General features: G+C 71.3%; 22 protein-coding genes. 13 read left to right on the top strand and 9 right to left on the bottom strand.

Annotated elements, in window-relative coordinates:
* The first annotated feature begins 38 nt into the window (after window positions 1-38).
* The 6 genes from BMZ18_RS03340 to BMZ18_RS03315 all read left to right on the top strand — a co-directional run bounded on the left by BMZ18_RS03340 (window position 39) and on the right by BMZ18_RS03315 (window position 6,131).
* A complete protein-coding gene (locus BMZ18_RS03340; RefSeq protein WP_068101966.1) occupies window positions 39-926 on the top strand; it encodes a sulfurtransferase in 888 nt (295 codons plus the stop codon).
* Window positions 923-1,342 carry a SufE family protein gene (locus tag BMZ18_RS03335; protein WP_235606261.1) on the top strand — a complete coding sequence of 140 codons (420 nt, stop codon included), beginning with the start codon at window positions 923-925 and terminating at the stop codon, window positions 1,340-1,342. The genes BMZ18_RS03340 and BMZ18_RS03335 overlap by 4 nt, the downstream gene beginning before the upstream one ends.
* 189 nt (window positions 1,343-1,531) lie before the next feature.
* The gene (locus tag BMZ18_RS03330; RefSeq protein ID WP_074921769.1) at window positions 1,532-3,061 is read left to right on the top strand and encodes a condensation domain-containing protein; all 1,530 of its coding nucleotides are present in this window, start codon (window positions 1,532-1,534) and stop codon (window positions 3,059-3,061) included.
* Window positions 3,062-3,166: 105 nt separating this feature from the next.
* Window positions 3,167-4,963, top strand: a complete 1,797-nt coding sequence (locus BMZ18_RS03325; RefSeq protein WP_068101970.1) for an acetyl/propionyl/methylcrotonyl-CoA carboxylase subunit alpha — start codon at window positions 3,167-3,169, stop codon at window positions 4,961-4,963.
* Between the two features lie 44 nt (window positions 4,964-5,007).
* Complete coding sequence (locus BMZ18_RS03320; protein WP_068365888.1) at window positions 5,008-5,412, top strand: DUF1707 SHOCT-like domain-containing protein; 405 nt, start codon at window positions 5,008-5,010, stop codon at window positions 5,410-5,412.
* Entirely contained in the window at window positions 5,412-6,131 is a 720-nt protein-coding gene (locus tag BMZ18_RS03315; RefSeq protein ID WP_211267516.1) for a haloacid dehalogenase type II, read from the top strand. The genes BMZ18_RS03320 and BMZ18_RS03315 overlap by 1 nt, the downstream gene beginning before the upstream one ends.
* On the opposite strand, the gene BMZ18_RS03310 is transcribed toward BMZ18_RS03315, so the two are convergent.
* From BMZ18_RS03310 to BMZ18_RS03295, 4 genes are read right to left on the bottom strand one after another with little or no spacing between them, the layout of a single operon-like run.
* Entirely contained in the window at window positions 6,113-6,622 is a 510-nt protein-coding gene (locus BMZ18_RS03310) for a class I SAM-dependent methyltransferase (RefSeq protein ID WP_157889542.1), read from the bottom strand. The two genes, BMZ18_RS03315 and BMZ18_RS03310, sit on opposite strands and share 19 nt — an antisense overlap.
* 46 nt (window positions 6,623-6,668) lie before the next feature.
* A complete protein-coding gene (locus BMZ18_RS03305) occupies window positions 6,669-7,115 on the bottom strand; it encodes an Lrp/AsnC family transcriptional regulator (RefSeq protein WP_068365886.1) in 447 nt (148 codons plus the stop codon).
* Window positions 7,112-7,822 (bottom strand): CPBP family intramembrane glutamic endopeptidase, encoded by a 711-nt coding sequence (locus tag BMZ18_RS03300; protein WP_068365885.1) that lies wholly within the window; start codon window positions 7,820-7,822, stop codon window positions 7,112-7,114. Before BMZ18_RS03300 ends, BMZ18_RS03305 begins: the two co-directional genes overlap by 4 nt.
* A gap of 25 nt (window positions 7,823-7,847) precedes the next feature.
* On the bottom strand, window positions 7,848-9,014 hold the full coding sequence (locus BMZ18_RS03295; protein ID WP_068365884.1) for an NAD(P)H-binding protein: 1,167 nt from the start codon (window positions 9,012-9,014) through the stop codon (window positions 7,848-7,850).
* Between the two features lie 99 nt (window positions 9,015-9,113).
* Between BMZ18_RS03295 and BMZ18_RS03290 the strand changes: the two genes are divergently transcribed.
* Genes BMZ18_RS03290 through BMZ18_RS03275 form a run of 4 tightly spaced genes read left to right on the top strand, consistent with a single transcriptional unit; the run spans window position 9,114 to window position 18,447 of the window.
* Window positions 9,114-9,698 carry a hypothetical protein gene (locus BMZ18_RS03290; protein WP_068101985.1) on the top strand — a complete coding sequence of 195 codons (585 nt, stop codon included), beginning with the start codon at window positions 9,114-9,116 and terminating at the stop codon, window positions 9,696-9,698.
* Between the two features lie 36 nt (window positions 9,699-9,734).
* A complete protein-coding gene (locus BMZ18_RS03285; RefSeq protein WP_211267515.1) occupies window positions 9,735-14,297 on the top strand; it encodes an ATP-dependent helicase in 4,563 nt (1,520 codons plus the stop codon).
* Complete coding sequence (locus BMZ18_RS03280; protein WP_068365882.1) at window positions 14,298-15,092, top strand: DNA-formamidopyrimidine glycosylase family protein; 795 nt, start codon at window positions 14,298-14,300, stop codon at window positions 15,090-15,092. It begins immediately after the preceding gene.
* A gap of 10 nt (window positions 15,093-15,102) precedes the next feature.
* The gene (locus BMZ18_RS03275) at window positions 15,103-18,447 is read left to right on the top strand and encodes an ATP-binding protein (RefSeq protein WP_068365881.1); all 3,345 of its coding nucleotides are present in this window, start codon (window positions 15,103-15,105) and stop codon (window positions 18,445-18,447) included.
* Here the strand turns inward: BMZ18_RS03275 and BMZ18_RS03270 are convergent.
* Window positions 18,368-19,045, bottom strand: a complete 678-nt coding sequence (locus tag BMZ18_RS03270; RefSeq protein WP_068365880.1) for a hemerythrin domain-containing protein — start codon at window positions 19,043-19,045, stop codon at window positions 18,368-18,370. The two genes, BMZ18_RS03275 and BMZ18_RS03270, sit on opposite strands and share 80 nt — an antisense overlap.
* Window positions 19,046-19,192: 147 nt before the next feature.
* Here BMZ18_RS03270 and BMZ18_RS03265 point away from each other — a divergent pair, with 147 nt between their 5' ends.
* Window positions 19,193-20,263, top strand: a complete 1,071-nt coding sequence (locus BMZ18_RS03265) for a spore photoproduct lyase family protein (protein ID WP_082895231.1) — start codon at window positions 19,193-19,195, stop codon at window positions 20,261-20,263.
* A 13-nt stretch (window positions 20,264-20,276) separates the two neighbouring features.
* On the opposite strand, the gene BMZ18_RS03260 is transcribed toward BMZ18_RS03265, so the two are convergent.
* Window positions 20,277-21,650 carry a dihydrolipoamide acetyltransferase family protein gene (locus BMZ18_RS03260; protein WP_068365891.1) on the bottom strand — a complete coding sequence of 458 codons (1,374 nt, stop codon included), beginning with the start codon at window positions 21,648-21,650 and terminating at the stop codon, window positions 20,277-20,279.
* A gap of 253 nt (window positions 21,651-21,903) precedes the next feature.
* On the opposite strand from BMZ18_RS03260, the gene BMZ18_RS03255 reads away from it, so the two are divergent.
* Complete coding sequence (locus BMZ18_RS03255; protein ID WP_074921768.1) at window positions 21,904-22,515, top strand: GyrI-like domain-containing protein; 612 nt, start codon at window positions 21,904-21,906, stop codon at window positions 22,513-22,515.
* A 5-nt stretch (window positions 22,516-22,520) separates the two neighbouring features.
* On the opposite strand, the gene BMZ18_RS03250 is transcribed toward BMZ18_RS03255, so the two are convergent.
* The gene (locus BMZ18_RS03250; protein ID WP_068102001.1) at window positions 22,521-23,924 is read right to left on the bottom strand and encodes an NAD(P)H-quinone dehydrogenase; all 1,404 of its coding nucleotides are present in this window, start codon (window positions 23,922-23,924) and stop codon (window positions 22,521-22,523) included.
* 132 nt (window positions 23,925-24,056) lie between these two features.
* Between BMZ18_RS03250 and BMZ18_RS03245 the strand changes: the two genes are divergently transcribed.
* Window positions 24,057-24,521: a gamma-glutamylcyclotransferase family protein gene (locus tag BMZ18_RS03245; protein ID WP_068102003.1), complete on the top strand. Its 465-nt coding sequence runs from the start codon at window positions 24,057-24,059 to the stop codon at window positions 24,519-24,521.
* A gap of 24 nt (window positions 24,522-24,545) precedes the next feature.
* Here the strand turns inward: BMZ18_RS03245 and BMZ18_RS03240 are convergent, their stop codons facing one another.
* Both BMZ18_RS03240 and BMZ18_RS03235 read right to left on the bottom strand, forming a co-directional pair.
* Window positions 24,546-25,712 carry a M20 family metallopeptidase gene (locus BMZ18_RS03240; protein ID WP_068365878.1) on the bottom strand — a complete coding sequence of 389 codons (1,167 nt, stop codon included), beginning with the start codon at window positions 25,710-25,712 and terminating at the stop codon, window positions 24,546-24,548.
* A complete protein-coding gene (locus BMZ18_RS03235; protein ID WP_068365877.1) occupies window positions 25,709-26,893 on the bottom strand; it encodes a M20 family metallopeptidase in 1,185 nt (394 codons plus the stop codon). The genes BMZ18_RS03240 and BMZ18_RS03235 overlap by 4 nt, the downstream gene beginning before the upstream one ends.
* Window positions 26,894-26,913 lie beyond the last annotated feature (20 nt).

Below are 26,913 nucleotides of genomic sequence, written 5' to 3'. Positions count from 1 at the left end.
GGAAGGCAAGTCCATCCCGATCAGCTCAGGAGACGCACGTGTCCGTCGCGCCCGATCCCCATCCCGCCTTCGCGTCGTTCGCTCACCCCGAACGGCTCGTCACGACCCAGTGGCTGTCCGCCAACATCGGCACACCCGGCCTCAAGGTCGTCGAATCCGACGAGGACGTGCTGCTCTACGACGTCGGCCACATTCCCGGTGCGGTGAAGATCGACTGGCACCTCGATCTGAACGATCCCGTCACCCGCGACTACATCGACGGCGAGCAGTTCGCGGCGCTGATGAGCCGCAAGGGCATCTCCCGCGACGACACCATCGTCGTCTACGGCGACAAGAGCAACTGGTGGGCCGCCTACGCGCTGTGGGTGTTCACGCTGTTCGGGCACGAGGACGTCCGCCTGCTGGACGGCGGGCGCGATGCCTGGCTCGCCGAGAACCGCGACACCACCCTCGACGTTCCCGACGTCACCCCCACCGACTACCCCGTCGTCGAGCGTGACGACGCCGCCATCCGCGCGTTCAGGGACGACGTCCTGGCCCACCTCGGGTCGGGCCCGCTGGTCGACGTCCGCTCCCCCGCCGAGTACACCGGCGAGCGGACCCACATGCCGGACTACCCGGACGAGGGCGCCCTCCGCGGCGGTCACATCCCCACCGCCGTCTCCATCCCCTGGGCCAAGGCCGCCGCACCCGACGGCCGATTCAAGTCCCGCGCGGAACTCGACGAGGTCTACAAGGATGTGGACACCGACGCGGACGTGGTCGCCTACTGCCGCATCGGTGAGCGGTCGAGCCACACCTGGTTCGTGCTGACCCACCTGCTCGGTCACGAGAAGGTGCGAAACTACGACGGCTCGTGGACCGAGTGGGGCAACGCCGTGCGGACGCCGATCGTGCGCGGCGAGGACCCCGGGGCCGCTCCGTGACCGACGTGTTGCCGCCGCCGCTCGCCGAGATCGTCGACGACTTCAAGGCCGTCGACGGGCAGGACAAGATCACGCTGCTGCTCGAGTTCAGCCAGGACCTACCGGCACTGCCCGCCGGCCTCGAACAGGCCGCGATGGAACCGGTGCCGGAGTGCCAGTCGCCGCTCTTCCTGTCGGTGGACGCCGAAGATCGGTCCGCGGTGCGGCTGTTCTTCAGCGCGCCGCCCGAGGCGCCGACCACGCGCGGGTTCGCCTCGATCCTCGCGCAGGGTCTCGACGGACTGCCGGCCGACGAGATCCTCGGGGTGCCGGACGACTTCTACACCGAGCTGGGACTGGCCGACGCGGTGAGTCCCCTTCGCCTGCGCGGCATGTCGGCGATGCTGGCCCGCGTCAAACGGCACCTGCGCGGCTGATCGGTCGCTGCGGCCGGCCCGCCCGAGACCAGGGCACGCAACCTTTGTCCTGACATCGGCGGGACGGCCGCTAGACTGGGGGCGATTCGGCGTTGCCCGCCGACCATCCCCGGCGGGCCGCGTGCAGCCCTCCGGTCTCGGCTCCCACCCCGATCGAGACCGACGCCTCGACAAGGACGGTCGTCACCCGTGGAATTCACCGAACTGGTCGACTACCCGGTCTCCGCCGGCACGATCACCGAGTGGATTCCCAGCGTCGGCCCGCACGCGTCGACCCCGGAGAACGCCGGCTGGCATCGGGACGATCGACCCACGTCCTTCGTCCACGAGGCGCATCTGCGTCGGACCCTCGCGCATCCCTCGGCGGGCAAGGAGTCCTGGCTCGGGACGGCGTTCGACATCGCGGGCCCGCTGAACGTCGATGCGTTCCGTGCTGCGGTGCTCGCGTGGATCGACCGGCACGAACCGATGCGCACCAACGCCACCGTCGACCCGCACACCGGCGAGTTGTCGCGCGTGACCGCGCCGGTGGGGGCCACCGACGTCTGGGTCATCCGACAGGACGAGTGCACCCGCGGCGACGAGGTGTACGAGCATCTGCAGCACCTCTTCGACGAGTACACCTCGCCACTGGCCTGGCCGTCCTACGCCTTCGCGACCGTGGAGCCGTCGGACACGGACGGTGCCGAGCGGTTCACCGTGTTCTTCGCCGCCGACCACTCGATCATCGACGGCCTGTCGATCGTGCTCATCGCCCACGAGTTGACCCGGCTCTACACCGAGCAGCTCACGGGCGCACCCGCCGGACTGTTCCCCACGGCGAGCTACCTCGACTTCGGTGTCGCCGAGCGGGAACGGTGTGCCGATCCCGACGCCGTCGCCGCGGCCGCGGCGGAATGGAGCGACTTCCTCACCGAGGAGGACGGCCTCTTCCCGGCCTTCCCCGTCGCCATCGGCGACGAGCCGCCCCAGCGCGTCGTGCAGAGCGGTCTCTCGGCCTGGATCATGGACGCCGACGAGGCCGAGGCCTTCACCCTCGCCTGCCGTCGGGCCGGGCCGGGGTTCCTGGCGGGATTGACGGCATCGATGGCCGCGGCGGCGCACTCGACGTCCGGCGCGGAACGCTTCCGCACGGTCACCCCGATGCACACCCGCCACGATCCGTCGTGGGCCGCCTCCCTCGGGTGGTTCGTCGGGTTGGGTCCGGTCGACGTCGAGGTCGCGGCGGGTGACTCGTTCGCCGACCTCGTGCTCCGCGCCGGCACCGAGCTGACCCGCACCCGCGCAGTCTCGCGGGTGCCGATGGACGTCGTCGGCCGTGCGGCGGGCATCGACACCGAGCCGCGCTTCGTCGTGTCGTTCATGGACGTGCGGTTCGCGCCCGACGCCGAGACGTGGCCCGACGTCCGGGCGCGGGCGCTGCGGAGCCGCAAGTACGACCACGACGTCTACCTGTGGTTCCACCGGACCCCGCAGGGCGTGAACGTCGCGGCGCGGTTCCCGGGGACAGAGCAGGCCACGGCGGCCGTGCACTCCTACCTCGCCGCCCTGCGCGCCGAGCTCGCCCGCGTGGTGCGGGACGGCACGTTCGTGGTCGGCGAGGACACGTCACAGGGTCGCGACGTGGACATTTCACAGGGTCGCGACGTGGACACGTCACAGGGTCGCGACGTGGACACGTCACAGGGTCACTGTGTCGGAGAAATGTCGCACACCTAGACTTCGATACAAGGACGTCCATTCGACGTGGCGCCCGCGTTCGCTCGGGTGCGTACGTCCACGTCCGGACGCGTCCGTGACCCTTCGACCCCCACAGGAGGCTTCGTGCCCAGCCATGCCACGTCTCGTATCAGCAAGGTCCTCGTCGCCAACCGCGGCGAGATCGCCGTTCGAGTGATCCGAGCTGCGGCCGATGCCGGCTACACCTCCGTCGCGGTCTACGCCGATCCCGACGCCGATGCCCCCTTCGTCCGACTGGCGGACGAGGCGTTCGCGCTCGGTGGCCAGACTTCCGCCGAGTCGTACCTCGACATCGCCAAGATCGTCGACGCGGCGACCAAGTCCGGTGCGGATGCGGTGCACCCCGGCTACGGCTTCCTCTCCGAGAACGCGGACTTCGCTCAGGCCGTGATCGACGCCGGGCTCATCTGGATCGGGCCGTCCCCCCAGTCCATCCGCGATCTGGGCGACAAGGTCACCGCCCGTCACATCGCCGCGCGCGCGAAGGCGCCGTCGGTCCCCGGCACGTCGGAGCCGGTGAAGGACGCCGACGAGATCCTCGCGTTCGCCGACGAGCACGGCCTGCCGATCGCCATCAAGGCGGCGTTCGGTGGCGGTGGCCGCGGGATGAAGGTCGCCCGCACCCGCGAGGAGATCCCCGAACTGTTCGACTCCGCCACTCGCGAGGCCGTGGCCGCGTTCGGTCGCGGTGAGTGCTTCGTCGAGCGCTACCTCGACAAGCCCCGCCACGTCGAGGCGCAGGTCATCGCGGACCAGCACGGCAACGTCGTCGTCGCCGGCACGCGCGACTGCTCGCTGCAGCGTCGGTTCCAGAAGCTCGTCGAGGAGGCCCCCGCACCGTTCCTCACCGACGAGCAGCGCGAGGCGATCCACAGCTCCGCCAAGGCCATCTGCCGCGAGGCCGGGTACTACGGCGCCGGCACGGTCGAGTACCTGGTGGGCCAGGACGGTCTGGTTTCCTTCCTCGAGGTCAACACCCGTCTGCAGGTCGAACACCCCGTCACCGAGGAGACCTCCGGTATCGACCTGGTGCTGCAGCAGTTCCGCATCGCCAACGGCGACGAGCTCTCCATCTCCGAGGACCCGACCCCGCGCGGGCACTCGTTCGAGTTCCGCATCAACGGCGAGGACGCCGGCCGCGGCTTCCTCCCCGCCCCCGGCCCCGTCACCAGGTTCGTCGCCCCGGAGGGCCCCGGCGTGCGCGTCGATTCCGGTGTCGAGTCGGGCTCGGTCATCGGCGGACAGTTCGACTCCATGCTGGCCAAGCTGATCGTCACCGGCGCCACGCGTGAGGAAGCGTTGGCCCGCTCCCGTCGCGCCCTCGCCGAGTTCACGGTCGAGGGCCTCGCCACGGTGATCCCGTTCCACCGCGCCGTCGTCTCCGACCCTGCCTTCATCGGCACCGAGGACGGCTTCGACGTGCACACCCGGTGGATCGAGACGGAGTGGAACAACACCGTCGAACCCTTCACCGCCGGCGCCCCGATCGAGGAGGGCGACGACGCTCCCCGGCAGAACGTCGTGGTCGAGGTCGGTGGCCGTCGCCTCGAGGTGTCGCTGCCGGGAGCGTTCTCGATCGGTACCGGCGGAGCAGCCGCCGCCGGCGGTGCCGTGCGCCGCAAGCCGACGCCGCGCAAGCGGGGCGGCGGCGGCGGGGGTGCCGCATCCGGTGACGCCGTCACCGCTCCCATGCAGGGCACCGTCGTCAAGGTCGCGGTCACCGAGGGTCAGGAGGTCTCCGCGGGCGACCTCATCGCCGTCCTCGAGGCCATGAAGATGGAGAACCCCGTCAACGCCCACAAGGACGGTGTGGTGACCGGCCTGTCGGTCGAGCCCGGCGCTGCCATCACCCAGGGCACGGTGCTCGCCGAACTGAAGTGACGCGTGCGCCCCGCGGTATCGGGCGGACGGTCTAGGCTCGCGGCATGGCCGACAGTCCGGACGTGCGTATCGGTACCGCGGAGCGCGAACGTGCATTCTCGCTGCTCGGGGAGCATTTCGCCGCCGGACGCCTCTCGCCCGCCGAGTTCGACGAGCGGTCGGCGGCGGCCGGTCGCGCCGTGACCCGGGGCGAGTTGGTCCCCCTGTTCGCCGATCTCCCCGGCGCCGCAGCGGACCTGGTGCCCTCGGCGACGGCAGCGTCTGCGCCGTCCGTCTCGTCCGAGACGGGTGCGCCGAAGACCGACGCCGGCCGCGACTGGCGACGCGCTGTCATGGCCCTGGTGCCGATCGCGGCGCTGGTGCTGTTCTTCGTGACCGGCACCTGGCTGTGGTTCCTCGCGATCCCGGCGGCGGGGGCGATCCTCTTCGCCGGCCGCGACGACCGATGATGGACGTCCGCGTCGCGCTGTTCGACGTCTTCGGCACCGTCGTGGACTGGCGGTCCGGCATCGCGTCGGACGCACGTCATTGGTTCGCGGCTCACGCACCCGATCGCGTCGACCTCGATCCGTTCGAGTTCGCGGACCGGTGGCGCGCCCGGTATCAGCCGTCGATGCAGCCGATCCGGGACGGCACGCGGGGTTTCACCGCCCTCGACGTCCTGCATCGGGAGAACTTGGTGGAGCTGCTGTCCGAACTCGACCTCGATGCGGACGACGAGGCCGTCGACGCGCTGAACGCGGCCTGGCACGCGCTCCCGCCGTGGCCGGATTCGGTCGCCGGTCTCGCGGCGATCCGGCAGCTGATGCCGGTGGCTCCGCTGTCCAACGGCAACGTCTCCCTGCTGCTGAACATGGCCCGGAACGCGGGGTTGCCGTGGGACACGATTCTCGGCGCGCAGGTCGTCCGGGCGTACAAGCCGACGCCGGAGAGCTATCTACGGACCGCCGAGCTCCTCGACCTCGAGCCGGGCCGCTGCCTGATGGTCGCAGCGCACAACGACGATCTTGCGGCGGCGCAGGCCTGCGGCCTGCGGACGGCGTTCGTGCGCCGCCCGCTCGAACACGGGCCCGACGGTGCGGATCCGGGACCGACGGGCGACTGGGACATCGTGGTCCGCGACCTCGTGGAGCTCGGCGCCGTGCTCGCTCAGACCCGTCGTTCGTAGACGCCGACCTCGCTGCCGAGTTCCCACGCGCCGATGCCGGTGAACGAGGCGAGAACGCGCTCGTGGTTCCAATCCTCGTCCACGTGGATCTCGTGCGGATTGCCCTCGATCTCGTGCTGTGGGTAGTGCACGATCGGGATGGAGAGGTACACGGCCTTGCCCGCCGCCTCCGCGCAGCGCTCCCACAGCGTGAGTGCGTCCGCCTCCGTCATGTGTTCGGCGACGTCACCGACGATCACCACGTCCGCCTTCGGAAGGTCGACCTTCCGGGCGTCGCCGACGACGATCTCGTCGTAGTACTCGTGCAGCCGGTAGGTGTCGACGTAGGGCTGCCAGATCTCGATGCCCGTCAGCCGGCTCACGTGCTGACCGGCCAGCAGCTTGGCGTACGTTCCCACTCCCGGTCCGATGTCCAGCACGGATACCGGACCCTCCTCGGCCAGCGCGAAGACGCGATCGCGGGTCCAGGACTTACCTTCTGTCGAACTCATCGGCATGGGGGCTGTATGCCCCCACGGCCGGTCCGTCTAACCCGTCTCATTCGTCGTAGAAGGTCTGCAGGACGATGGTGCTGCGCGTGTTCACCCCGGCGGTGGTGCGAATCCGCTGCAGCAGGTGTTCGAGGTCCCGAGAGGATCCCACCCGGACCAGCAGGACGTAGCTGTCCTCGCCGGCCACGGAATGGCAGGCGCGGACCCCGTCGAGCTCACGCAGCCGCGCCGGGGCGTCGTCCGGCGCCGTGGGGTCGAGCGGGGTGATGGCCACGAACGCCGTCAGCGGCGTCCCGAGCACCTCGTGGTCGACGCGCGCGGTGTAGCCCAGCACGACGCCCGACGCCTCGAGTCGGCGCACGCGCGCCTGCACCGCGGACACCGACAGACCCGCTCTCTCCGCGAGATGGGCGAGCGTGGCCCGCCCGTCCCGGACCAGTTCCGCGACGATCACCGTGTCGACGGCGTCCAGCGTGGTCCGCGGTGCGTTCATGCGAACAGCGGGGGCATGGCGAACACCATGACCGTCGACCACGAGACGTGGGTCAGGATGGGCGCGAGGATGCCGCCCGACGCCCGCCGTTCGAGACCCAGGACGAACCCGAGCGTGATGGCGGCAAACCCCAGCATCGGGTTGCCCGTCGCGAGGGTGGCGATGGTGTAGACGATCGTCGAGATCAGCACCGGGCGCCCGCGACCGATGGCCGCGAACAGCGCGCCGCGGAAGAAGATCTCCTCGGCCAGGCCGTTGAAGAGCGTGATGAACACGATCAGGGCCAACGGACCGACGCGCGCGTGGTCGAGGACGTTCGCGGTGAAGTCCCGCAGCGGGGGGATCTCCCGCACGATCAGCGCGCCGACGACGAACACCCCACCCGCGGCGAGCCCGATCGCGATCGGGGTCAGGATCGGGCGGCGCAGGTGCCCGCGGAACGGTATGCGCCCGAGATGCAGCGGGCCGGAGAGGAACCCGCCCACGATCCACACCAGCGCGAGCGCGATGGTCAGCGTGTAGAACAGCGGATCGCCCGGCTTCACCGACAGCGAGATCCCGAGCAGCGTCGCCCCGACCACCAGCACGATCCCGACGACGATGCGACGTCGCAGGAAGGCGCGATCGGTCTCGGTGTGATCGCGATCGACCTTGTCGACCAGCGCCGACCGGACGACGCTCTCCATCCGGGTCTGCCAGGACACCATGGGCGAACCTCACCGTCCTTTCGGGTCAGCGGTGCAGGAGGGACCGTACCCGTGCGGAGACGGTGCCAACCACGCTCGCGGCCACGTCGAGGTTGGTGCGGACCACCGGCGCGATCGGCCACGAGTACAGGACGGCGCCCGCACCGAGCGACTCCATCAACTTCCAGCCGTCCTCGCCGAACAGGTCGGCACCGTAGCGACGAATGGTCCGGACGTCACCGCCCGTCCACTCGGCGTCGGAGTCCGCGAGGCGCAGTGAATCCGGGTTGCGGCTCACCGACCGCGGGTGCCCGGCGCCCAGCAGACTGCGACGCATCGCGTCGTCGACGCCGGTGAGTCCCCCGTCCGGATCGGGAACGTAGCGCTCGATGCGCTTCTCCGACGCCGTCATCGAGTTCACCAGCGACTGCACCAGATCGTCGGCGAGAAGCCCGGGGACGGGAATCAACCGACCGATGACGAACCCGGCCAGCTTGGTGGGCACGGGCGGCGTCGGCACACCCAGACGGTGCAGGCGCGCGGCACGCACGTAGGCGAAGACGAGGTCGCGGTACGGCAGCACCTCGGGACCGGCGATGTCGTACGCCCCGGCCGGCACCGACTCGTCCGCCGTCGCCCGCAGGTAGTACACGACGTCGTCGACCGCGATGGGCTGCACGGGCTTGTCCAACCACGTCGGCAGCGGCAGGACCGGCAGTCGATCCGCGAGGTAGCGCATCATCTCGAACGACGTCGAGCCGGCGCCGATCACGATCGCGGCCCGCAGCCACACCACCTCGATCCCGTCGACCTGCAACGCCTCTCCGACCTCGGCGCGGCTGGCGAGGTGCTCGGACAGCTCCTCGCCCTCGGGCACGAACCCGCCCAGGTAGACGATGCGACCGACGCCGGCGCCGCGCGCCGCCTCCGCGAAGTGCCGGGCCGAGTCGAGGTCCGTGCGGCGGTACCCCGACTCCCCGATGGCGTGGACCAGGTAGTAGGCGACGTCGACGGACGACGCGCCGAGGGCGTCCCGGCAGGAGTCGGCGTCGGTGACGTCGAGGCGGACCGTGGTGACGGAGTCGTGCCAGTCGAACGTCCGCAACCGGTCCGGCGTCCGCGAGCCCACGACCACCTCGGCGCCGTCCGTGACCAGGGATGCGACCAGCCGAGAGCCGATGTAGCCGCTGGCACCCGTGACGAAGACCTTCATGGAACCGAGGTTACGGACCTCCCGCGGCGGAGCCCGGTCCTGTGATACCCCTCACGCGCCCGGAACGAACTCGGGGACGCGGGATGACATAGTTGGACGATGACGGCGGACCGAGAAGTCGAGGTACGAACCGTGCGACTGCCGGTACCGTCCGTGGGCACCGCCGTCGCGCTGATGCGGGCGACGGTGTCCTGGTCGGTGGACACCGTGGTTCTCGTCGCCGCTCTGCCGTCGCGTATCGACGACCTGTTCTCCCGGGTCGACGCGCTGATCACGTCCATCGAGGAGATCACCGCCCGCGCCGGCGGGGTGATCGAGGCAGCCGCACGGACCACGGACGACGCGGCGGGGGTGATCGTCGGGGCCGGCGACGCGTCGGAGCGAGCGCGGGCCATGATCGCCGACATCCAGCCGATCGCGGACCGCGGCATTCCCCTCGGTCGACGTTTCGTGGACAACTTCTCCGAGCAGGAGCTCGACGCGTCCATCCGCATGGTCGACCAACTTCCCGAGCTCATGGAGCGGATGGAGGCGATCATGCCCATCCTGGCCACCATGGACACCGTCGCGCCGGAGATCCACCAGCTGCTCGAGGTGACCAAGGACGTGCGCAAGGCCGTCATCGGGATCCCCGGGTTCAAGTTCTTCCGCAACCGCGGCGAGGAGAAGCTCGAGGACATCTGACGCGGCCGTGTCGGTGGGTCGGTGCACTATGGACCGGTGAGCACTCCCCCGTCGGACGAGGTTCTGGCCCGGTTCTCCGCGCCCACCCGCGCGTGGTTCGAGGGTGCGTTCCCCGCACCCACCGGAGCCCAGCTCGGCGCATGGGACTCCATCTCGAGCGGGGCCCACACTCTGGTCGTGGCCCCCACCGGCTCGGGCAAGACCCTCTCGGCGTTCCTCTGGGCGCTCGATCGGCTGGTCCAGCGCGGCGCCGGTACCGACGACGACGCGGAGCGGGGTACACGCGTGCTGTACGTCTCGCCGCTCAAGGCGCTGGCCGTCGACGTCGAGCGGAACCTGCGCTCCCCCCTCGTCGGGATCACGCAGACCGCCAAGCTGCAGGGGGTCGCACCGCCGGAGATCTCGGTGGGCGTTCGCTCCGGTGACACCAGCCCCGCCGATCGGCGCGCCATGCTCAAGACGCCGCCGGACATCCTCATCACCACGCCGGAGTCGCTGTTTCTCATGCTGACCTCGGCCGCCCGGGAGACGCTGCAGACGGTCGACACCGTCATCGTCGACGAGGTGCACGCCGTGGCCGGGACCAAGCGCGGCGCCCACCTCGCCCTCTCGCTCGAGCGGCTCGACGCCGCGTTGGAGCGTCCCGCGCAGCGCATCGGACTCTCGGCCACCGTGCGTCCCCACGAGGAGGTCGGACGGTTCCTCACCGGCAGCGCACCCATCCGCATCGTCGCCCCGACGTCCCCCAAGACCTTCGACCTCTCCGTGCGGGTGCCGGTGGAGGACATGACCGAGCTCGGCACGTCCGAGCCGCAGGAGGGCTCCGCCTCGGCGGCGCCGCAGCAGGGGTCGATCTGGCCGCACGTCGAGGCGCAGATCGTCGACCTCGTGCTCGAACACCGGTCGTCGATCGTGTTCGCCAACTCCCGGCGCCTGTCGGAACGGCTCACCGCCCGCCTCAACGAGGTGTACGCCGAACGGCTCGGCGAGGGGGTGCCCACGGACCACGCGCCGCCGTCGCAGATCGGCTCCTCCGGCGAGGTGGTCCACGGATCGGAACCCCTGCTCGCGCGCGCCCATCACGGCAGCGTCAGCAAGGATCAGCGTGCCCTGATCGAGGACGACCTGAAGTCCGGCCGCCTCAAGTGCGTCGTGGCCACCAGCAGCCTCGAGCTCGGCATCGACATGGGTGCAGTCGATCTCGTGGTCCAGGTGGAGGCGCCGCCGTCGGTGGCCAGCGGCCTGCAGCGGGTGGGCCGCGCGGGGCACCAGGTCGGCGAGATCTCCCGCGGTGTGCTCTTTCCGAAGCACCGCACCGATCTCATCCACTGCGCCGTCACGGTCCAGCGGATGACCGAGGGTCACATCGAGGCCCTGCAGGTACCGGCCAATCCGCTCGACATTCTCGCCCAGCAGACCGTCGCCGCCTGCGCGCTCGAACCGATCGACGCCGACGAGTGGTTCGACACCGTCCGTCGCACCGGCAATTTCGCGACGCTGCCCCGGTCCGCCTTCGAGTCGACCCTGGATCTGTTGTCCGGGCGGTATCCCTCGGACGAGTTCGCCGAGCTCCGCCCGCGCCTGGTCTGGGACCGCGACGGCGGCTCGCTGACCGGCCGGCCCGGCGCTCAACGGTTGGCCGTCACCTCCGGTGGCGCGATCCCGGACCGCGGACTCTTCGGTGTCTTCATGGTCGGCGAGAAGGCCAGCCGGGTGGGCGAACTGGACGAGGAGATGGTCTACGAGTCCCGCGTGGGCGACGTGTTCGCCCTCGGCGCGACCAGTTGGCGCATCGAGGAGATCACGCACGATCGGGTGTTGGTCAGCCCCGCGTACGGCCAACCCGGCCGGCTCCCGTTCTGGCACGGGGACGGGCTGGGGCGTCCGGCCGAGCTCGGTGAGGCCCTCGGTGGCTTCCTGCGGTCCGCGACGGACGACGACGCGATGCGCGAGAGGTTGTCTGCCGGCGGTCTGGACGACAACGCCGTGACGAATCTGCTGGCGCTGTTGGCCGAACAGCGCACGGCGACCGGCCATCTGCCGACCGACCGCACGCTCGTGGTGGAGCGGTTCCGGGACGAGCTGGGCGACTGGCGGTTGGTGCTGCACTCGCCCTACGGCCAGCAGGTGCACGCGCCGTGGGCGCTGGCCGTCGGCGCGCGGCTGATCGAGCGGTTCGGCATCGACTCCCAGCCGACGGCGTCGGACGACGGGATCATCGTCCGGCTCCCCGACACCGAGGACGAACCGCCCGGCGCCGATCTGTTCGTGTTCGATCGCGACGAGATCGCCGACATCGTCACCGAGCAGGTGGGCGGGTCCGCCCTGTTCGCGTCTCGGTTCCGCGAATGTGCCGCGCGCGCACTGCTTCTCCCGCGTCGTAACCCCGGAAAGCGGGCGCCGCTGTGGCAACAGCGCCAGCGCGCCGCCCAGCTGCTGGACGTCGCGCGGAAGTACCCGACGTTCCCGATCCTGCTCGAGACGGTCCGCGAGTGCCTGCAGGACGTGTACGACCTCCCGTCGCTGGAGGCGCTGAGCACCCGTATCGCCCGGCGCCAGATCCGGGTGCTGACGGTCGACACGGACACGCCGTCGCCGTTCGCAGCGTCGCTGCTGTTCTCGTACGTGGGTCAGTTCATGTACGAGGGCGATTCGCCGCTGGCCGAACGTCGCGCTGCCGCCCTGTCTCTCGACGCCTCGCTGCTCGCCGAGCTGCTCGGCCGGGTGGAGCTGCGGGACCTGCTCGACGCCGCCGTGGTCGCCGACACCGAGACCGAACTGCAGCGGCTCGCGGCGGATCGGAAGGCGCGCGACAAGGAGGGCGTGGCCGACCTGCTGCGGTTGCTCGGTCCGCTCACGACCGCCGAGCTCGAGGCACGGTGCGAGACCCCGGAGGCCGCGGCCGGATGGGTGGCGGACCTGGTGTCGGACCGGCGTGCCCTCGAGGTGTCGTTCGCCGGGTCGTCGTGGTGGGTGGCCATCGAGGACGCGAGCCGGCTGCGCGACGCCCTCGGGGTTCCGCTCCCGATCGGCGTTCCGGACGCGTTCGTCGAACCCGTCGAGGATCCGATGGGCGATCTCGTGAGCCGGTACGCCCGCACCCACGGCCCCTTCTCGGTGGCCGACGTCGCCGGCCGGTTCGGTGTCGGCTCCGCCGTGGCGCGTGACGTCCTGCTCCGCCTCGCCGCGGCGAAACGGGTGGTCGAGGGCGAGTTCCGTCCCGGCGGGTCGGGCAGCGAATGGTGTGACGCCGAGGTGCTCCGCCGACTGCGACGGCGCTCCCTCGCCGCGGCCCGTCAGGACGTCGAGCCGGTGCCGACGCACGTGCTCGGCCGGTTCCTTCCGCGCTGGCAGCACGTGGGCGGCACGTTGCGCGGACTCGACGGCGTGGTCACCGTGATCGACCAGCTCGCCGGTGTCCCGATTCCTGCGTCGGCCTGGGAGTCGCTGATCCTGCCGCAGCGGGTGCGGGACTACTCCCCCGCCCTGCTCGACGAACTCACGGCCACCGGCGAAGTGGTGTGGTCCGGCCACGGGTCCATCTCGTCGAAGGACGGCTGGGTGTGTCTGCATCCCGCCGACGCCGCGCCGGTCACGCTTCCCCTTCCCCGCGGCGACGAGCTGAGCGATCTCCAACACGCCGTCCTGCAGGCACTGTCGGGCGGCGGTGCGTTCTTCTTCCGGCAGCTCTCCGACACCGTCGGGACGGTGCTGCGCGAACGCGCGGTCGACCCGCCGGACGACACGACGCTCGCGGCGGCACTGTGGGACCTCGTGTGGACCGGGCACCTGACCAACGACACGTTCGCGCCGCTGCGGGCGCTACTGCACGGCACCGCGCGGTCGGCGCCGAGTCACCGCCCCGCCCGGCGTTCCCCCCGCGCGCGGTCGTATCAGCGCTACGCCCGGCCGACCCTGCCCAAGCGCACCGGACCACCCACCGTCGGGGGTCGGTGGGCGCTGGTCCCCGAGGTCGACACCGATCCCACGGTGCGCGCCCACGCGACGGCGGAGATCCTGCTCGAGCGCTACGGCGTCGTCACGCGGGGGTCGGTGATGGACGAGGGCATCCCCGGTGGTTTCGGCGGGGTCTACAAGGTGCTCACCGGTTTCGAGGATTCGGGTCGCGCCCGGCGTGGCTACTTCGTCGACTCCCTCGGCGGCGCTCAGTTCTCGACGTCGGACGTGGTCGATCGTCTGCGCAGCGAATCCGAACGCAGCATCGGTGCCGTCGCGTTGGCGGCGACGGATCCGGCCAACCCCTACGGCGCGGCCCTCCCGTGGCCCAAGAGCGAGATCGAGGGCGCGTCCGGCCACCGCCCGGGACGCAAGGCGGGCGCCCTCGTCGTGCTGGTGGACGGCCACCTGGTGCTCTTCGTCGAGCGGGGCGGCAAGTCGATCCTGACCTTCACCGCCGACCGCGACGCACTGTCCGCTGCCGGTGCGGCGCTCGGGTCCCTGGTGACCACGAGGTCGGTGGACCGCCTGCTGGTCGAACGCACCGACGGCGAGGACATCCACGGAACCGTGCTCGCGTCCGTGCTCGCCGAGTCGGGGTTCACCGCCACCCCGCGCGGACTGCGGATCAGGGTCACCTGAATGCCCGAAGGCGACACCGTCTGGCGCACCGCCAACACCCTTCGCGACGCGCTCGACGGCAAGGTTCTCACCGTCTGCGACGTCCGCGTGCCGAGGTACGCCACCGTCGACTTCTCCGGTCACCGGGTGCAGGCCGTGCACTCGGTGGGCAAACACCTGGCCATCGAGGTCGCGCATCACGTCATCCACTCGCACCTGAAGATGGAGGGCGCCTGGCACGTGTACCGGCCCGGAACCCGCTGGCGTCGCCCCGCGTACCAGGCGCGCATCGTCCTCGCCACGGACGACCGCGTGGCCGTCGGGTTCGAGCTCGGCGTGGTCGAGATCCTGGACACCCTGGACGAGGCCGTGGGCTATCTCGGTCCCGACCTGCTGGGACCGAGCTGGGATGCCGCACTCGCGGTCGCGAACCTGGCCGCGGACCCGAATCGACCGATCGGACTCGCGTTGTTGGATCAACGCAACCTCGCCGGTCTGGGCAACGTCTATCGCAACGAGATCTGCTTCGTCCGCGGGGTCGACCCCCGCACGCCCGTCCGCGAGGTCGAGCTCGCGCCGATGGTCGACCTGTCGTACCGCAGCATCGTCGCCAACAAGGATCGGAACGCCCGCACGTTCACCGGGGATCTCCGCGCCGGGCGTCACTTCTGGGTCTACGGCCGGGACGGCAAGCCGTGCCGTCGATGCGGCACGGCCGTGCGATTCGGTCTCCTCGGCGACGACCCCACCGAGGAGCGGCAGATCTACTGGTGCCCGCGCTGTCAACCGCCGGTGGGGGTCACCGCGGCGCAGTAGCCTGTCCGGCGTGGCGACGCTGCACCCGGACGCGCTCGGGGACACCGGCTCCGGTCCGGTCACGGTCTCCGTCCTGGGCCCCCTCGTGGTCACGGTCGGCGGGCGCGAGGTCTCGGCGGGCAGCCGCCGCCAGCGAGCATTGCTGCAGCGCTTGGTGATCGGCGGCTCCGACGTGGTTCCGGTGGACACCCTGATCGGCGATCTGTGGACCGCACCTCCCCCGCGTGCACTTGCGGCTCTGCAGGTGCACGTGTCCAACCTGCGCCGCATCCTCGAACCGCACCGCCCGGCCCGTGGCCGTCCGCGGGTGCTGGTCGGGGCGTCCCCGGGCTACGGCCTGATCCTCCCCGAGGACGCGGTGGACACCCGCCGCGTCGACGGCGCGCTGATCCGCGCCCGCACGGCCGCCGACGCGGCCGACGCACGGCGGATTCTCGCCGACGCGCTGGGGCTCTGGCGCGGCGCCGCCTACGCCGAGGTGCGCGACTTCCCCTGGGCGACCGCGGAAGCGGCTCGGCTCGACGATCTCCGCCTCGTCGCCCGCGAGATGCACGCCGCGTGCGGTCTCCGCCTCGCGGACCACGCGGCGGTCGTCGCGGAACTCACGGGCATCGTGCGGGATCGGCCGGACCGCGAGGAGAGCGTGCGTCTGCTCGCGACCGCGCTGTACCGCTCGGGCCGCCAACTGGACGCCCTGGACGTGCTCGCGCGCAGCCGACGCCATCTGGCCGACGAGTTCGGCGTCGATCCTGCGCCGCGGCTGCGGTCCCTGGAATCCGACATTCTCGCGCACCGGGACGTCGACGTCCCGGCGCTCCCACCCGACCGGGAGGAACCGTCGACCACGCCCGTGGCCACCGTGGAGGCGCCCCGCGCGAGACCGTCCGCCGAGCCCGCGGTCGACGCACGCCCTGCCGAGTCGGCCCGGCTGCAGGAGTTGCTCGCGCGAACGAGGGTGCAGTCGCGCGCCACCACGATCTGGGTGACGGGCGAGGCCGGCGACGGCAAGACCACCCTGGCCGGCCGCGCGGCCGACGAGGTCCGCGCCCACGGGACGACCGTCGCGACGGGACGGTGCTCGGAAGTGCCGGGGGCGCCGCCCGGATGGCCCTGGGAGCGGATCGAGCAGGAGCTGGCCGGGCAGGACCCCACGGCACCGCAGGACCCCACGGCGACACGGGTCCCCACGAGGTCGGCCTTCGAGCGCGCTCACCACCTCGAGGAGATCTGCGAGCGGCACCTGGCCGGTGGCGGCGCTCTGGTTCTCGTCCTGGACGACCTGCACCGCGCCGACGAGACCACGGTGCACGTCCTGCGCCACCTCGTCGCCGCGTTCTGGGACCGGCCGTTCGCCGTCGTCGCCACCTATCGGCCGTCCGAAGTGACTCCGACGCTGCTTCCGGCGCTGGCCCCGGGTCGACACCGGTCGGACACCGTCGCGTTGGCAGGGGTGGGTTCCGAGGGCGTTCGGGCGGTGGCCCGCGCCGTCGGGGTCGTCCTGTCGCAGGACGTCGCGGACCGCATCGCCCGTCGCAGCGGTGGCAACCCGCTCTTCGCCCGCGAACTCGCCCGACTGGTGGGCTCGCACGGACCGCGGCAGGCGGACGTCGCGGTGCCCGACGGCATCGACGCCGTCCTGCGGGCACGGCTAGCTCGTCTCCCCGAGAACACGACGGTACTGCTGGGGCGCGCCGCCGTCCTCGGCCGCGACGTCGATCTCGACGTTCTCGCCGACATCACGGACGAGGAGGACTGGCTCGACGCCCTCGAGCCGGCAATCGTCGACGGCGTTCTCGAGGACGTCGCACCGACGCGGGTCCGCTTCTCGCACACACTGTTTCGAGACGTGCTCTACGCGGACCAGCCGCGGCTGCGACGCGCTCGGGTGCACGCGCGGGTCGCCGCCGCCCTGCGCCGTCGGCCGCAGCCCGAGACGACGGCGGTCGCTCACCACGCACTCGCCTCGGCGACGGCGGCCACGGCAGCCGACAGCGTCGCCCTCGCCCTCGCCGCGGCACGCGACGCGGACGAGGCCGGAGCGTGGTCGACGTCGTTGGATCTTCGGCGCCGAGCTCGCGAGGTCGCCGAGACCGCGGATCCACCCGACCCGGCCCTGCTGCACGACGTGCTGGTTCCGCTGATCGGGTCGGCGGCGCGCGCGGGCGACGCCACCGGCGCGCGTCGACTGCGCCGCGAGGCCATCGAGCTCGCGGACCGCCTAGGCCGGTCACCGTTCGCGGCGGCCACGGGGTGGACCGCGCCCCCGGTGTGGTCGCTCCGCGACTCGGCCGAGCCGGACCGGCCGATGATCGCCGTGCTCGACCGGTTGCTCGACGAAACCGTCGATCCCGGTGATCGCGCTCGCCTGCACGCCGCGGCGTTCTTCGAGTGGGAGGGCCTCGACGATGCCGCAGCGGAACGTCACGCCGTCTCCGCCGTGCGCGAGGCGGACCGCAGCGGCGACCCCGAGGCCGTGTGCCGAGCGTTGGGCGCCTTCGGGTACCTCGCCTACGGGCCCGACCACGACGACGCCCGCGAGCCGGCCGCTCGTCGACTGCTCGCGATTGCCGCGGATCGGGAAAGCGGAGACCACGTCGCAGTCGCGTACTTCCAGCTCTTCCTGGCCGCCTGTGCCCGCGCCGACCTCGTCGCCGCGCGGGCCGAGCTCGACCGGGCGCTGGCGGCGGCCGCAGGCACTCAGCTGCTCGAACTCGTCGGGGTCGCCGAACTGTTCGACGCCCTGGTCCACGCCCTCGCCGGCGACGTCGACGAGGCCGTCCGCCGCTACGACGCCCTGTCCCGAGACATGGCCGAGCAGGGACTTTCGCTCGCCTCGGTGTTCGGCCTGATCAGCCGGGTGATGCGGGCGCAGGCCACCGGCGTCGTCGACGACGACCTGTGGCAGCGAACCCGGCGAGCCGCGAACGACACCTGGTTCCCGGTCGAAGTGCCCACCGCGTTCGTCCACCTCCTCGCCGGCGACCGGGGAACCGCTGCCGCGCTGTATCGACGGAGCCCGAGACCGGCGCGGGACTACGCGTGGCGTGCCCGGACGGTCATGCGCGCCCACCTCGCCGCGGCCGCCGTGGATCTCGAGGAGTGCCGGCTCGTCTACGACGCGCTGCGTCCGTTCACCGGCACGTTCGGCGGGCTCGACGCGGGCTCGTTCTCGGTGGGCACCGTCGACGCCGCGCTGGCGGCGACCGCCGCCGCGCTCGGCCGGGACGACGACGCCGCGGTCCATCGCCGCCGCGCCGAGGAGACGGAGGACCGGGTCAGGCATGCTGCGCGAGCACTGCTGACGGCCCGAACACCGCCCGTTCCCGACGGTGGTGCCGCGACGCCATCACCTTGACCATCAGGCGCGCCGGCAGCGGGAACTCCCGACGAATGGCCGGGCGCTCGGCGTCGGTCAGGCAGTCGAGCGCGCGGGCGATCTCGAAATCGGGCCGGGCACCCTTCTTGGCGGCCTTCTCCACCTGCGCCCACCGATCGAGGGGAACGAACCCGGTGATCATCGGGAAGATGGTCGCCTCCTCCTCCGCGATGTGTTCGGTGAGCAGATCGCGCAACCGACCGAGGTGGCCGGCGAGTGCCGTGGCAGCCGCTCGATCGGGCAACTGCGGGGCGAGCTCACGCACGGCCGCGAGAATCGGATCGAGCGCGTCGTGGTCCTCGGTGAGCTCGGACAGGTCGACGTGCGGGCCGGCGTTCTCGACGAGAATCGGCCACAGGACGTCGTCCTCCGTGCGGTGATGGTGCTCGATGCTGGTGCAGAACAGCTGCAGGTACGCGGCGACGGCCGCGCCGTGCCGGGCATCGGTGGGTGCACCCGCGGCCAGGCCGGCCAACAGATCGGTGAGTCGACTCGCGTCGGCGATCATCGCGCGGTGCGACAGCCGCATTCCGAGGGTGTCGTCGTACGTGGTGGGGCGGGCGGGGCTGGTGCCCATGGCGGTTCCTCTCGTCGGGGCCGGACCCGGGAGGTCGGGTCGGCCGTCACGAGGACTGTGCGCGGCGCCGCTTGCAGTTCGCTTGTACTCGACTTCTCGGGGCGGTACCGACGGTCCGGTGTCGGTGGGCCGTGATAGCCCGGGGAGGTGACTATCCGCACCCACGCCCTGATCGATCCTCGCCGCATCTGGGCCGAACCGGAGGCGATCGCGGACCTGCGCGGCCAGGAGGTGTTGGCCCGCTTCCCCTCCGCCGAGTTGATCGAGGTCGACTCGCACTGGCAGATTCCGTCGCTGCACGGCAACGAGGGCAACATCGACCGATGGGTGCGGGTCAAGACCGAGGACCTGGTGCTCGGGGTCAAGAAGTCGCTGACCGCGCGGCCGAACGGACGGTCGGCGGACTGGATCGCGCCGTCCACGGCCAACGGGTGCGCGATGGCATGCGCCTACTGCTACGTGCCCCGCCGCAAGGGCTACGCCAACCCGATCACGGTGTTCACCAACATCGACAGGATCGTCGGCTACCTCGGCCGCCACGTGACACGGCAGGGTCCCAAGCCCGCGCCGAATCAGTGCGATCCGACGGATTGGGTCTACGACATCGGGGAGAACAGTGATTGCAGTGTCGACGCCACGGTGAGCGACAACGTCGCCGACCTCATCCGTGCCTTCGCGGGGTGGGACGGCGCGAAAGCCAGTTTCGCCACCAAGTACGTCAACCGGGACCTGCTGTCACTGGACCCGCGCCGGGGCACCCGCATCCGCTTCTCGCTGATGCCGGAGCAGGAGTCGCGCCTGCTCGACATCCGCACCTCCCCCATCGCGGAGCGACTGGCCGCGCTCGACGACTTCGTGGCCGCCGGCTACGAGGTCCATCTGAACTTCTCCCCGGTCGTGCTCGTCGAGGGGTGGGAGGACCGGTGGACGACGTTGATCGACTCCGTCGCCGCCGCAACGGGTGACGACTTCAAGAAGCAGGCCGCAGTGGAGGTCATCATGCTGACCCACAACCGTGACCTGCACCAGGTGAACCTCGGCTGGCACCCGAAGGCGGAACGGGTGCTGTGGACCCCGGGGACGCAACAGGCCAAGCGATCCCAGAACGGTGCGCTCAACGTCCGCTATCGGAACGACGTCAAGGCCGCCGCGGTCGCGCGGTTGACGGACATCATCGCCGACCGCGCACCCTGGCTCACCGTGCGGTACGCGTTCTAGGCCGCCCGAGCCGTCAGCCGAGAGCGACCAGCGCCACGGGATCCGACAGCATCGCGGCGACGTCGGCCAGGAACCGCGACCCCTGCTCGCCGTCGACCAATCGGTGGTCGAAGGACACGGCGAGCGTCGTCACCTGCCGCAGGGCGATCTCGCCCTCGAACTCCCACGGCTGCCGCCGGATCGCGCCCATGCACAGAATCGCGGCCTCACCCGGATTGAGGATCGGGGTGCCGGCGTCGACGCCGAACACGCCGACGTTGGTGATCGTGATGGTGCCGTCCTCGAGGTCGCGCGGACCCGTCTTGCCCTCCTTGGCGACGGCGGTCAGATCGGCGAGGGCGACCGCCAGGTCGCGCAGGCTCATCCGGTCGGCGTCCTTGACGTTCGGCACCATGAGTCCGCGCGGGGTCGCGGCGGCGATGCCGAGATTCACGTAGTGCTTGGTGACGATCTCCCGGGTTTCCTCGTCCCAGGCGGAGTTCAACGACGGGTTCCGACGGACCGCGGCGAGCACGGCCTTCGCCACCAGAACGAGGGGCGTGATCCGCACACCGGCGAGGTGCCTGGACTCGCGCAGGCGGTCGAGCAACTCCATCGTCGGCGTGACGTCGAGCGTGACGAACTCCGTCACGTGTGGCGCGGTGAAGGCACTGCGCACCATGGCGTCGGCCGTGTGCTTGCGTACGCCCTTGATCGGCGTCCGGGTCTCCCGTGTCGGGGTGCCCAGCGGCGCGGTGTCGGCCGGGTGGGCGTTCCGGTCGAGATACGCGGTCACGTCCTCGCGGGTCACCTCGCCGTGTGGGCCGGTCGGCGGCACGTCCGCCAGATCGATTCCCTCCTGTCGCGCGAGGAAGCGCACCGGCGGAGCCGCGAGCGGCCGGGACGACTCCGCCGACGGAGCGGGGTGGTCGCTCGGCCCCGCATCGGCCACGGACCCGGTCGCCGGACGGCCTCCGCGGCGGCCGGCCGTCTCCCCCGTGACGCCGTAGCCGACCAGCACCGGCACCCGGCCCCCCGTCGCCTCGTGTCCGTTCGTGGCAGGAGGAGCCGTCGAGGCGTCGGTCGGCGCCTCGCTCGGGGCGGCGCTCGGGGCCTCGGCCGGCTCGGCGGTGGCCGGCACGGTGGCGTCCGGCACGGCCTCGTCCTGGCCGTCGCCGATGTCGATGATCGGCGTGCCCACCTCGACGGTGCTGCCGGCCTCGACGTGCAGCGCCAGGACGGTGCCGGCGTAGGGGGACGGCAGTTCGACCGACGCCTTGGCCGTTTCCACCTCGGCGATGACCTGGTTCAGTTCAACCGTGTCACCCGGGCCGACCGACCAACTGATCAACTCGGCTTCGGTGAGACCTTCGCCGAGGTCGGGGAGAAGGAAACTGCGGGCGCCCATGGTGGGGTCCTCTCGTCGTCGGTCGTCACCCGGCGAGATCGTCTCCGGTGTGATCCACACAACTCCAGCACCGGGACGCAGTTCGCGCAACAGATGTGCAGCGGATTGCGCACGATGCCCGATGGCTGGCCCGAAGGATGCGACCCGACGTACCGTCTGCGTCACATCACCGCGGGCACGAGGCGGCCCGTCGCCGGACGACCACCGTCGACACCCGGACTCGGCCCGCGCACCGTCTCGTTCGGAGGAGCCCGTGCCGTTCGACCCCCGCCGCGAACTCGTCGGGTACTCCGCCCGCCGCTGCCGCGTCGACCTGCTCGAGCTACCCGCGCGTCACTACCTCGCCGTCGACGGTTCGGGCGACCCGAACACGTCGTCGTCCTACGCCGACGCCCTCGCGTCGCTCTATCCCGTCACCTACGGACTGAAATTTCTGTCCTCCCGAGAGCTGGGCCGCGCATACCGCGTGCCACCGCTCGAGGCGTTGTGGTGGGCCGACGACATGGAGGCGTTCACCGCGGGCCGGAACAAGGATCGGTGGCACTGGACGGTGCTCACCGTCGTCCCCGAGTGGATCACCGCCGAGCACCTCGAAACCGTGCTCGGCCGGGTGCGGGACCGCGCCGGCGGGCCGCCGCCACGCACGGTCGACCTGCGCACCGTCGAGGAAGGCACAATCGTGCAGACCCTCCACGTCGGTCCGTACGACGACGAGGGACCGGTCATCGCGGCGATGCACGACGACGCAGCGGCACGCGGCCGGTCGCTCACCGGCCGCCACCACGAGATCTACCTCAACGACGCCCGTCGTACCGCCCCCGAGCGCCTGCGAACGATCCTGCGCCAACCGGTCACCGGGAGTTGACGGGCTCAGTCCAGATCGTCGTGACTGATGAGCTGACGCGCGGCCTCGGTGATGGACCCGGTGAGCGACGGGTAGACCGAGAAGGTCTGGGCGAGATCGCGAACGGTGAGGTTGTTCTGCACGGCGATCGCGATGGGCAGGATCAACTCCGACGCGGTGGGCGCGACCACGACGCCACCGATCACCACACCGGTGGCCGGGCGGCAGAAGATCTTCACGAAACCGCGCCGCAGACCGGACATCTTGGCGCGCGGGTTGGTGTTGAGCGGCAGCATCACCGTGCGGGCCGGCACCTCGCCGTTGTCGATGGCCGACTGACCGACGCCGACCGTGGCGATCTCGGGGCGGGTGAAGACGGCAGAGGCGACGGTCTTGAGCTTGATCGGGCTGACGCCCTCACCGAGCGCGTGGTACATCGCGATGCGACCCTGCATCGCCGCGACCGACGCGAGCGGGAGCAGGCCGGTGCAGTCACCGGCGGCGTAGATGCCGGGCACGCTGGTGCGCGACACGCGGTCGACGCGGAGGTATCCCCCACGGTCCAGTTCGAGGCCGACGTTCTCGAGCCCCAGTTCCGCGGTGTTGGGCACGGACCCGACGGTCATGAGCGCGTGCGAGCCCTCGACCGTCTGCCCGTCGGAGAGCGTGACCACGATGCCGTCCTCGGTGCGCGTCACCGAATCGGCGCGCGCCTGCTTGACCAGCGTGACACCACGCTCGGACAGCACGTCCTCGAGCACGAGGGCGGCGTCGGCGTCCTCGCCGGGGAGCACGCGGTCACGGCTCGACACCACCGTCACCTTGACGCCCATCTCGGTGTACGCCGAGACGAACTCCGCACCGGTCACGCCGGATCCGACGACGATCAGATGCGACGGGAGCTCGTGCAGGTCGTAGAGCTGGCGCCAGGTCAGGATGCGTTCGCCGTCCGGCTGGGCACCCGGCAGCACCCGGGGGCTCGCGCCGGTGGCGACGAGCACCACCTCGGCGTCCATGCGCTCGGTCTGCCCCGTCGACAGGGCCGCCTCGACGGTGTGCGCGGCGAGTCCCGGCTGCGTGTCCACCACCTTCGCCGTGCCGGAGAGCACGCGCACTCCGACGGTCTGCAGTCGGGCGCGGATGTCCGAACTTTGAGCTTGCGCAAGCGATTTGACGCGATTGTGGATCTGCGGCAGGTCGACGACGGCCGACGACGGATCGAGTTCGATACCGAGGTCCGTCGCGCGGCGCATGTCCGTCCGGATGCCGGTGGAGGCGATGAAGGTCTTGGAGGGGACGCAGTCCCACAGCACGCACGCTCCGCCCACCCCGTCGGAATCGACCAGGGTGACCGACCCGCCGTGTTGTGCGGCGACCAGGGCGGCCTCGTAGCCGGCCGGTCCGCCGCCGATGATCACGATGCGGGTCATGAAGCCTCCGTGGTGGATGTGCGGGAGAAGAAGCGAGCGTGAGGGTCACTCACACCGTCCAACCTAATTCACCGCACCGACGGTCCGCTCCCCGACCCGAGCCCGTCGCGCGGACGGATTAGGCTGACCGCCGTGCCGATCTACGCCGCCTACGGTTCCAACATGCATCCCGAGCAGATGCTCGAGCGGTGCCCCCACTCCCCGGTGGCCGGGACCGGATGGTTGCAGGGTTGGCGCCTGACCTTCGGCGGCGGCGACATCGGGTGGGAAGGCGCGCTGGCCACGGTGGTCGAGGACCCCGACTCGCGCGTGTTCGTCGTTCTCTACGACGTGCCGCCGGAGGACGAGGACCGCCTGGACCGCTGGGAGGGATCCGAGCTCGGCATCCATCGCAAGATCCGCCTCCGCGTGGACACCCCGGACGGGCCGGTCCTGGCGTGGCTCTACGTCCTCGACGCGTACGAGGGCGGCCTGCCCAGTGCGCGCTACCTCGGCGTGATGGCCGAAGCGGCCGAGATCGCCGGCGCCCCCGCCGACTACGTGCGCGATCTGCGCACCCGCAATTCCCGCAACGTGGGGCCGGGCACCGCGCCCTGATCACGCGTCCCGGCCGCCGACGGCTCAGGCGTGCTCGGGGCCTTCGAGTCCGAGGGCCAGTGCGGTCATGACCCGCGTCCCCACGGCGAGCGCCCGCTCGTCGAGGTCGAACGTCGGTTGGTGGATGTCGAGCTGCGGTCCGTGGCCCGACCACACGCCCAGGCGCGCCATTGCCCCCGGCACGTGCTCGAGGTACCAGGAGAAGTCCTCCCCACCGCCGGACTGGGCCGTGTCCGCGAGCGCGTCCGGACCGAGCGTGCGGATGGCCGCCTCGAAGCGGCGCGTCGCGTGCTCGTCGTTGACGACGGGCGGGACGCCGCGGCGGTAGTCGACCTCGAACTTCACCCCGGTGGGTGCCAGCACCCCGGCCACGATCTCGCGCACGAGCGGTTCGAGGAGTTCCCACGTCTGGTGGTCGCCGGTGCGGACGGTGCCGGTCAGCATGCCCGTCTGCGGAATTGCGTTCGGCGCCTGGCCCGCGACCACCGCACCCCACACCATGACGGTGCTGGTCCGCGGATCCACGCGGCGGCTCAACAGTCCCGGCAGCGCCGTGACGACCGACCCCAGCGCGTACACGAGGTCGGAGGTCAGGTGCGGGCGGGAGGTGTGCCCGCCGGCCGAGTGCAGTCGCAGTTCGACCGTGTCCGCGGCCGAGGTGATCGCACCGACACGGATGCCCACCTTCCCCACCTCGAGCCGGGGGTCGCAGTGCAGGGCGTGGATCTGGGTGACGCCGTCGAGCACCCCGGCCGCCACCAGGTCCAGCGCACCGCCGGGCATGACCTCCTCGGCGGGCTGGAAGATCAGCCGGACCCCGTGCGGGAGACTCGGCAGCGACGCGAGCACCACGCCCGTCGCCAGCAGGACCGTCGTGTGCGCGTCGTGACCGCAGGCGTGGGACACCCCCGGCACCGTCGACGAGTACTCCGCGCCCGTGAACTCGGTGAGCGGGAGCGCATCCATGTCCGCCCGCAGCGCGATCCGCGGACCCGCGGGACCGATGTCGCACACCACGCCGGTACCCCCCGGCATCACCGTCGGCGACAGCCCGACCGCGCGGAGGGTGTCGACCACCAGCGCCGTGGTCGCGAACTCCTGCCGCGCCAGCTCCGGATGCGCATGGATGCGACGACGCCACGGCACCAGATCCGCACCGTGTGCATCGATCCAGGCGTCGGCGGGATTCATGGTCGTCTCGTCCTTTCGTGTGCCGCCGCGACGAGGCGGTCGCGGTGGTGCGTGTCGGTGGCCGCGAGCGCGGCGACCCGCGCCAGAGCTCGGGCACCGTCCACCACGGCGCGGTCGGCGGACTCGGTCACGCACGCCGCAGCGAACTGTGGTTGGTGGGTGACGGATCCCTGCGAATCCAACCCGATCACCGGGTGGATGCCCGGGACGCGCGCAGTCACGTTACCCATGTCCGTACTGCCGAACGGCCGCGACGTCTCGAACTCGCGGGGCGCGGCGGTGCGCCCGAGGTCGCCGACCACGTCGCGGTAGCGCTCGACCAGCCACGGGTCCGGCGTCAGTTCCGTGTACGTCGGCGACACCGTCACCACGTCGTGGGTGCACCCGGTGGCCACCGCACCGGCCTCGAAGCACCCGCGTGCTCGCCGGTCCAGATCGGCCAACTCGTCCGCGGTGTCGGCCCGCAGGTAGTACAGGAGTTCCGCCGACCCGGGGACGATGTTGGGCGCCGTTCCCGCGTGGCCGACGATGCCGTGCACCTGCTGACCCGGCCGCAGATGTTGTCGGAGAAGGCCGATGCTCACCTGCGCGACGGTGGCGGCGTCGGCGGCGTTGATCCCCCACTCGGGTGCCGCGGACGCGTGCGCCTCCCGGCCGGTGTAGCGCACCGCGATGTCCGCCAGGGCGAGCGAGCGCGCCGCGACGATGTCGAACGGGCCGGGATGCACCATCATCGCCGCGCCCACGTCGTCGAACAGTCCGGCCTCGAGCATGACCACCTTGCCGCCGCCGGTCTCCTCGGCCGGCGTGCCGAGGACCCGGACGGTCAGGCCCAACTCGTCCGCGACGGAAGCGAGCGCCAGCCCCGCCCCCACCGCCGACGCCGCGATGACGTTGTGCCCGCACGCGTGGCCGATCTCCGGCAACGCGTCGTACTCCGCGCACAGGGCGATCACCAGCTCTCCGGAGCCGAACCGCGCGTCGAACGCCGTCGGCAGACCCGCCACGCCGCGGTCGACCTCGAAACCGCCGGAGGCGAGGAGATCGGCCGTGGCCGCCGAGGCGAACGTCTCCTCGAACGCCAGCTCCGGGCGGGCGTGAATCGCGTGCGACAGCGCGAGGAGGTCCGAAGCGGCAGCGGTGACGACGCCGTCGAGAGCGTCGGCCGGGGAGGAGGTCACGCCGGACAGTCTGTCACCGG

Source organism: Rhodococcoides kroppenstedtii, assembly GCF_900111805.1.
GTDB lineage: Bacteria > Actinomycetota > Actinomycetes > Mycobacteriales > Mycobacteriaceae > Rhodococcoides > Rhodococcoides kroppenstedtii.
The sequence above is the reverse complement of the archived record's forward strand: the minus strand, read 5'-3'. Positions and strand labels throughout refer to the sequence as shown.

Bases quoted from the DNA above. Each gene is read 5' to 3' on its own strand.
- BMZ18_RS03305 (WP_068365886.1), bottom strand. From the start codon at position 7,115: ATGAACGCACCGCGGACCACGCTGGACGCCGTCGACACGGTGATCGTC.
- BMZ18_RS03250 (WP_068102001.1), bottom strand. From the start codon at position 23,924: ATGACCCGCATCGTGATCATCGGCGGCGGACCGGCCGGCTACGAGGCC.
- BMZ18_RS03290 (WP_068101985.1), top strand. From the start codon at position 9,114: ATGACGGCGGACCGAGAAGTCGAGGTACGAACCGTGCGACTGCCGGTA.
- BMZ18_RS03240 (WP_068365878.1), bottom strand. From the start codon at position 25,712: ATGAATCCCGCCGACGCCTGGATCGATGCACACGGTGCGGATCTGGTG.
- BMZ18_RS03320 (WP_068365888.1), top strand. From the start codon at position 5,008: ATGGCCGACAGTCCGGACGTGCGTATCGGTACCGCGGAGCGCGAACGT.
- BMZ18_RS03270 (WP_068365880.1), bottom strand. From the start codon at position 19,045: ATGGGCACCAGCCCCGCCCGCCCCACCACGTACGACGACACCCTCGGA.
- BMZ18_RS03315 (WP_211267516.1), top strand. From the start codon at position 5,412: ATGGACGTCCGCGTCGCGCTGTTCGACGTCTTCGGCACCGTCGTGGAC.
- BMZ18_RS03300 (WP_068365885.1), bottom strand. From the start codon at position 7,822: ATGGTGTCCTGGCAGACCCGGATGGAGAGCGTCGTCCGGTCGGCGCTG.
- BMZ18_RS03280 (WP_068365882.1), top strand. From the start codon at position 14,298: ATGCCCGAAGGCGACACCGTCTGGCGCACCGCCAACACCCTTCGCGAC.
- BMZ18_RS03295 (WP_068365884.1), bottom strand. From the start codon at position 9,014: ATGAAGGTCTTCGTCACGGGTGCCAGCGGCTACATCGGCTCTCGGCTG.
- BMZ18_RS03260 (WP_068365891.1), bottom strand. From the start codon at position 21,650: ATGGGCGCCCGCAGTTTCCTTCTCCCCGACCTCGGCGAAGGTCTCACC.
- BMZ18_RS03310 (WP_157889542.1), bottom strand. From the start codon at position 6,622: ATGAGTTCGACAGAAGGTAAGTCCTGGACCCGCGATCGCGTCTTCGCG.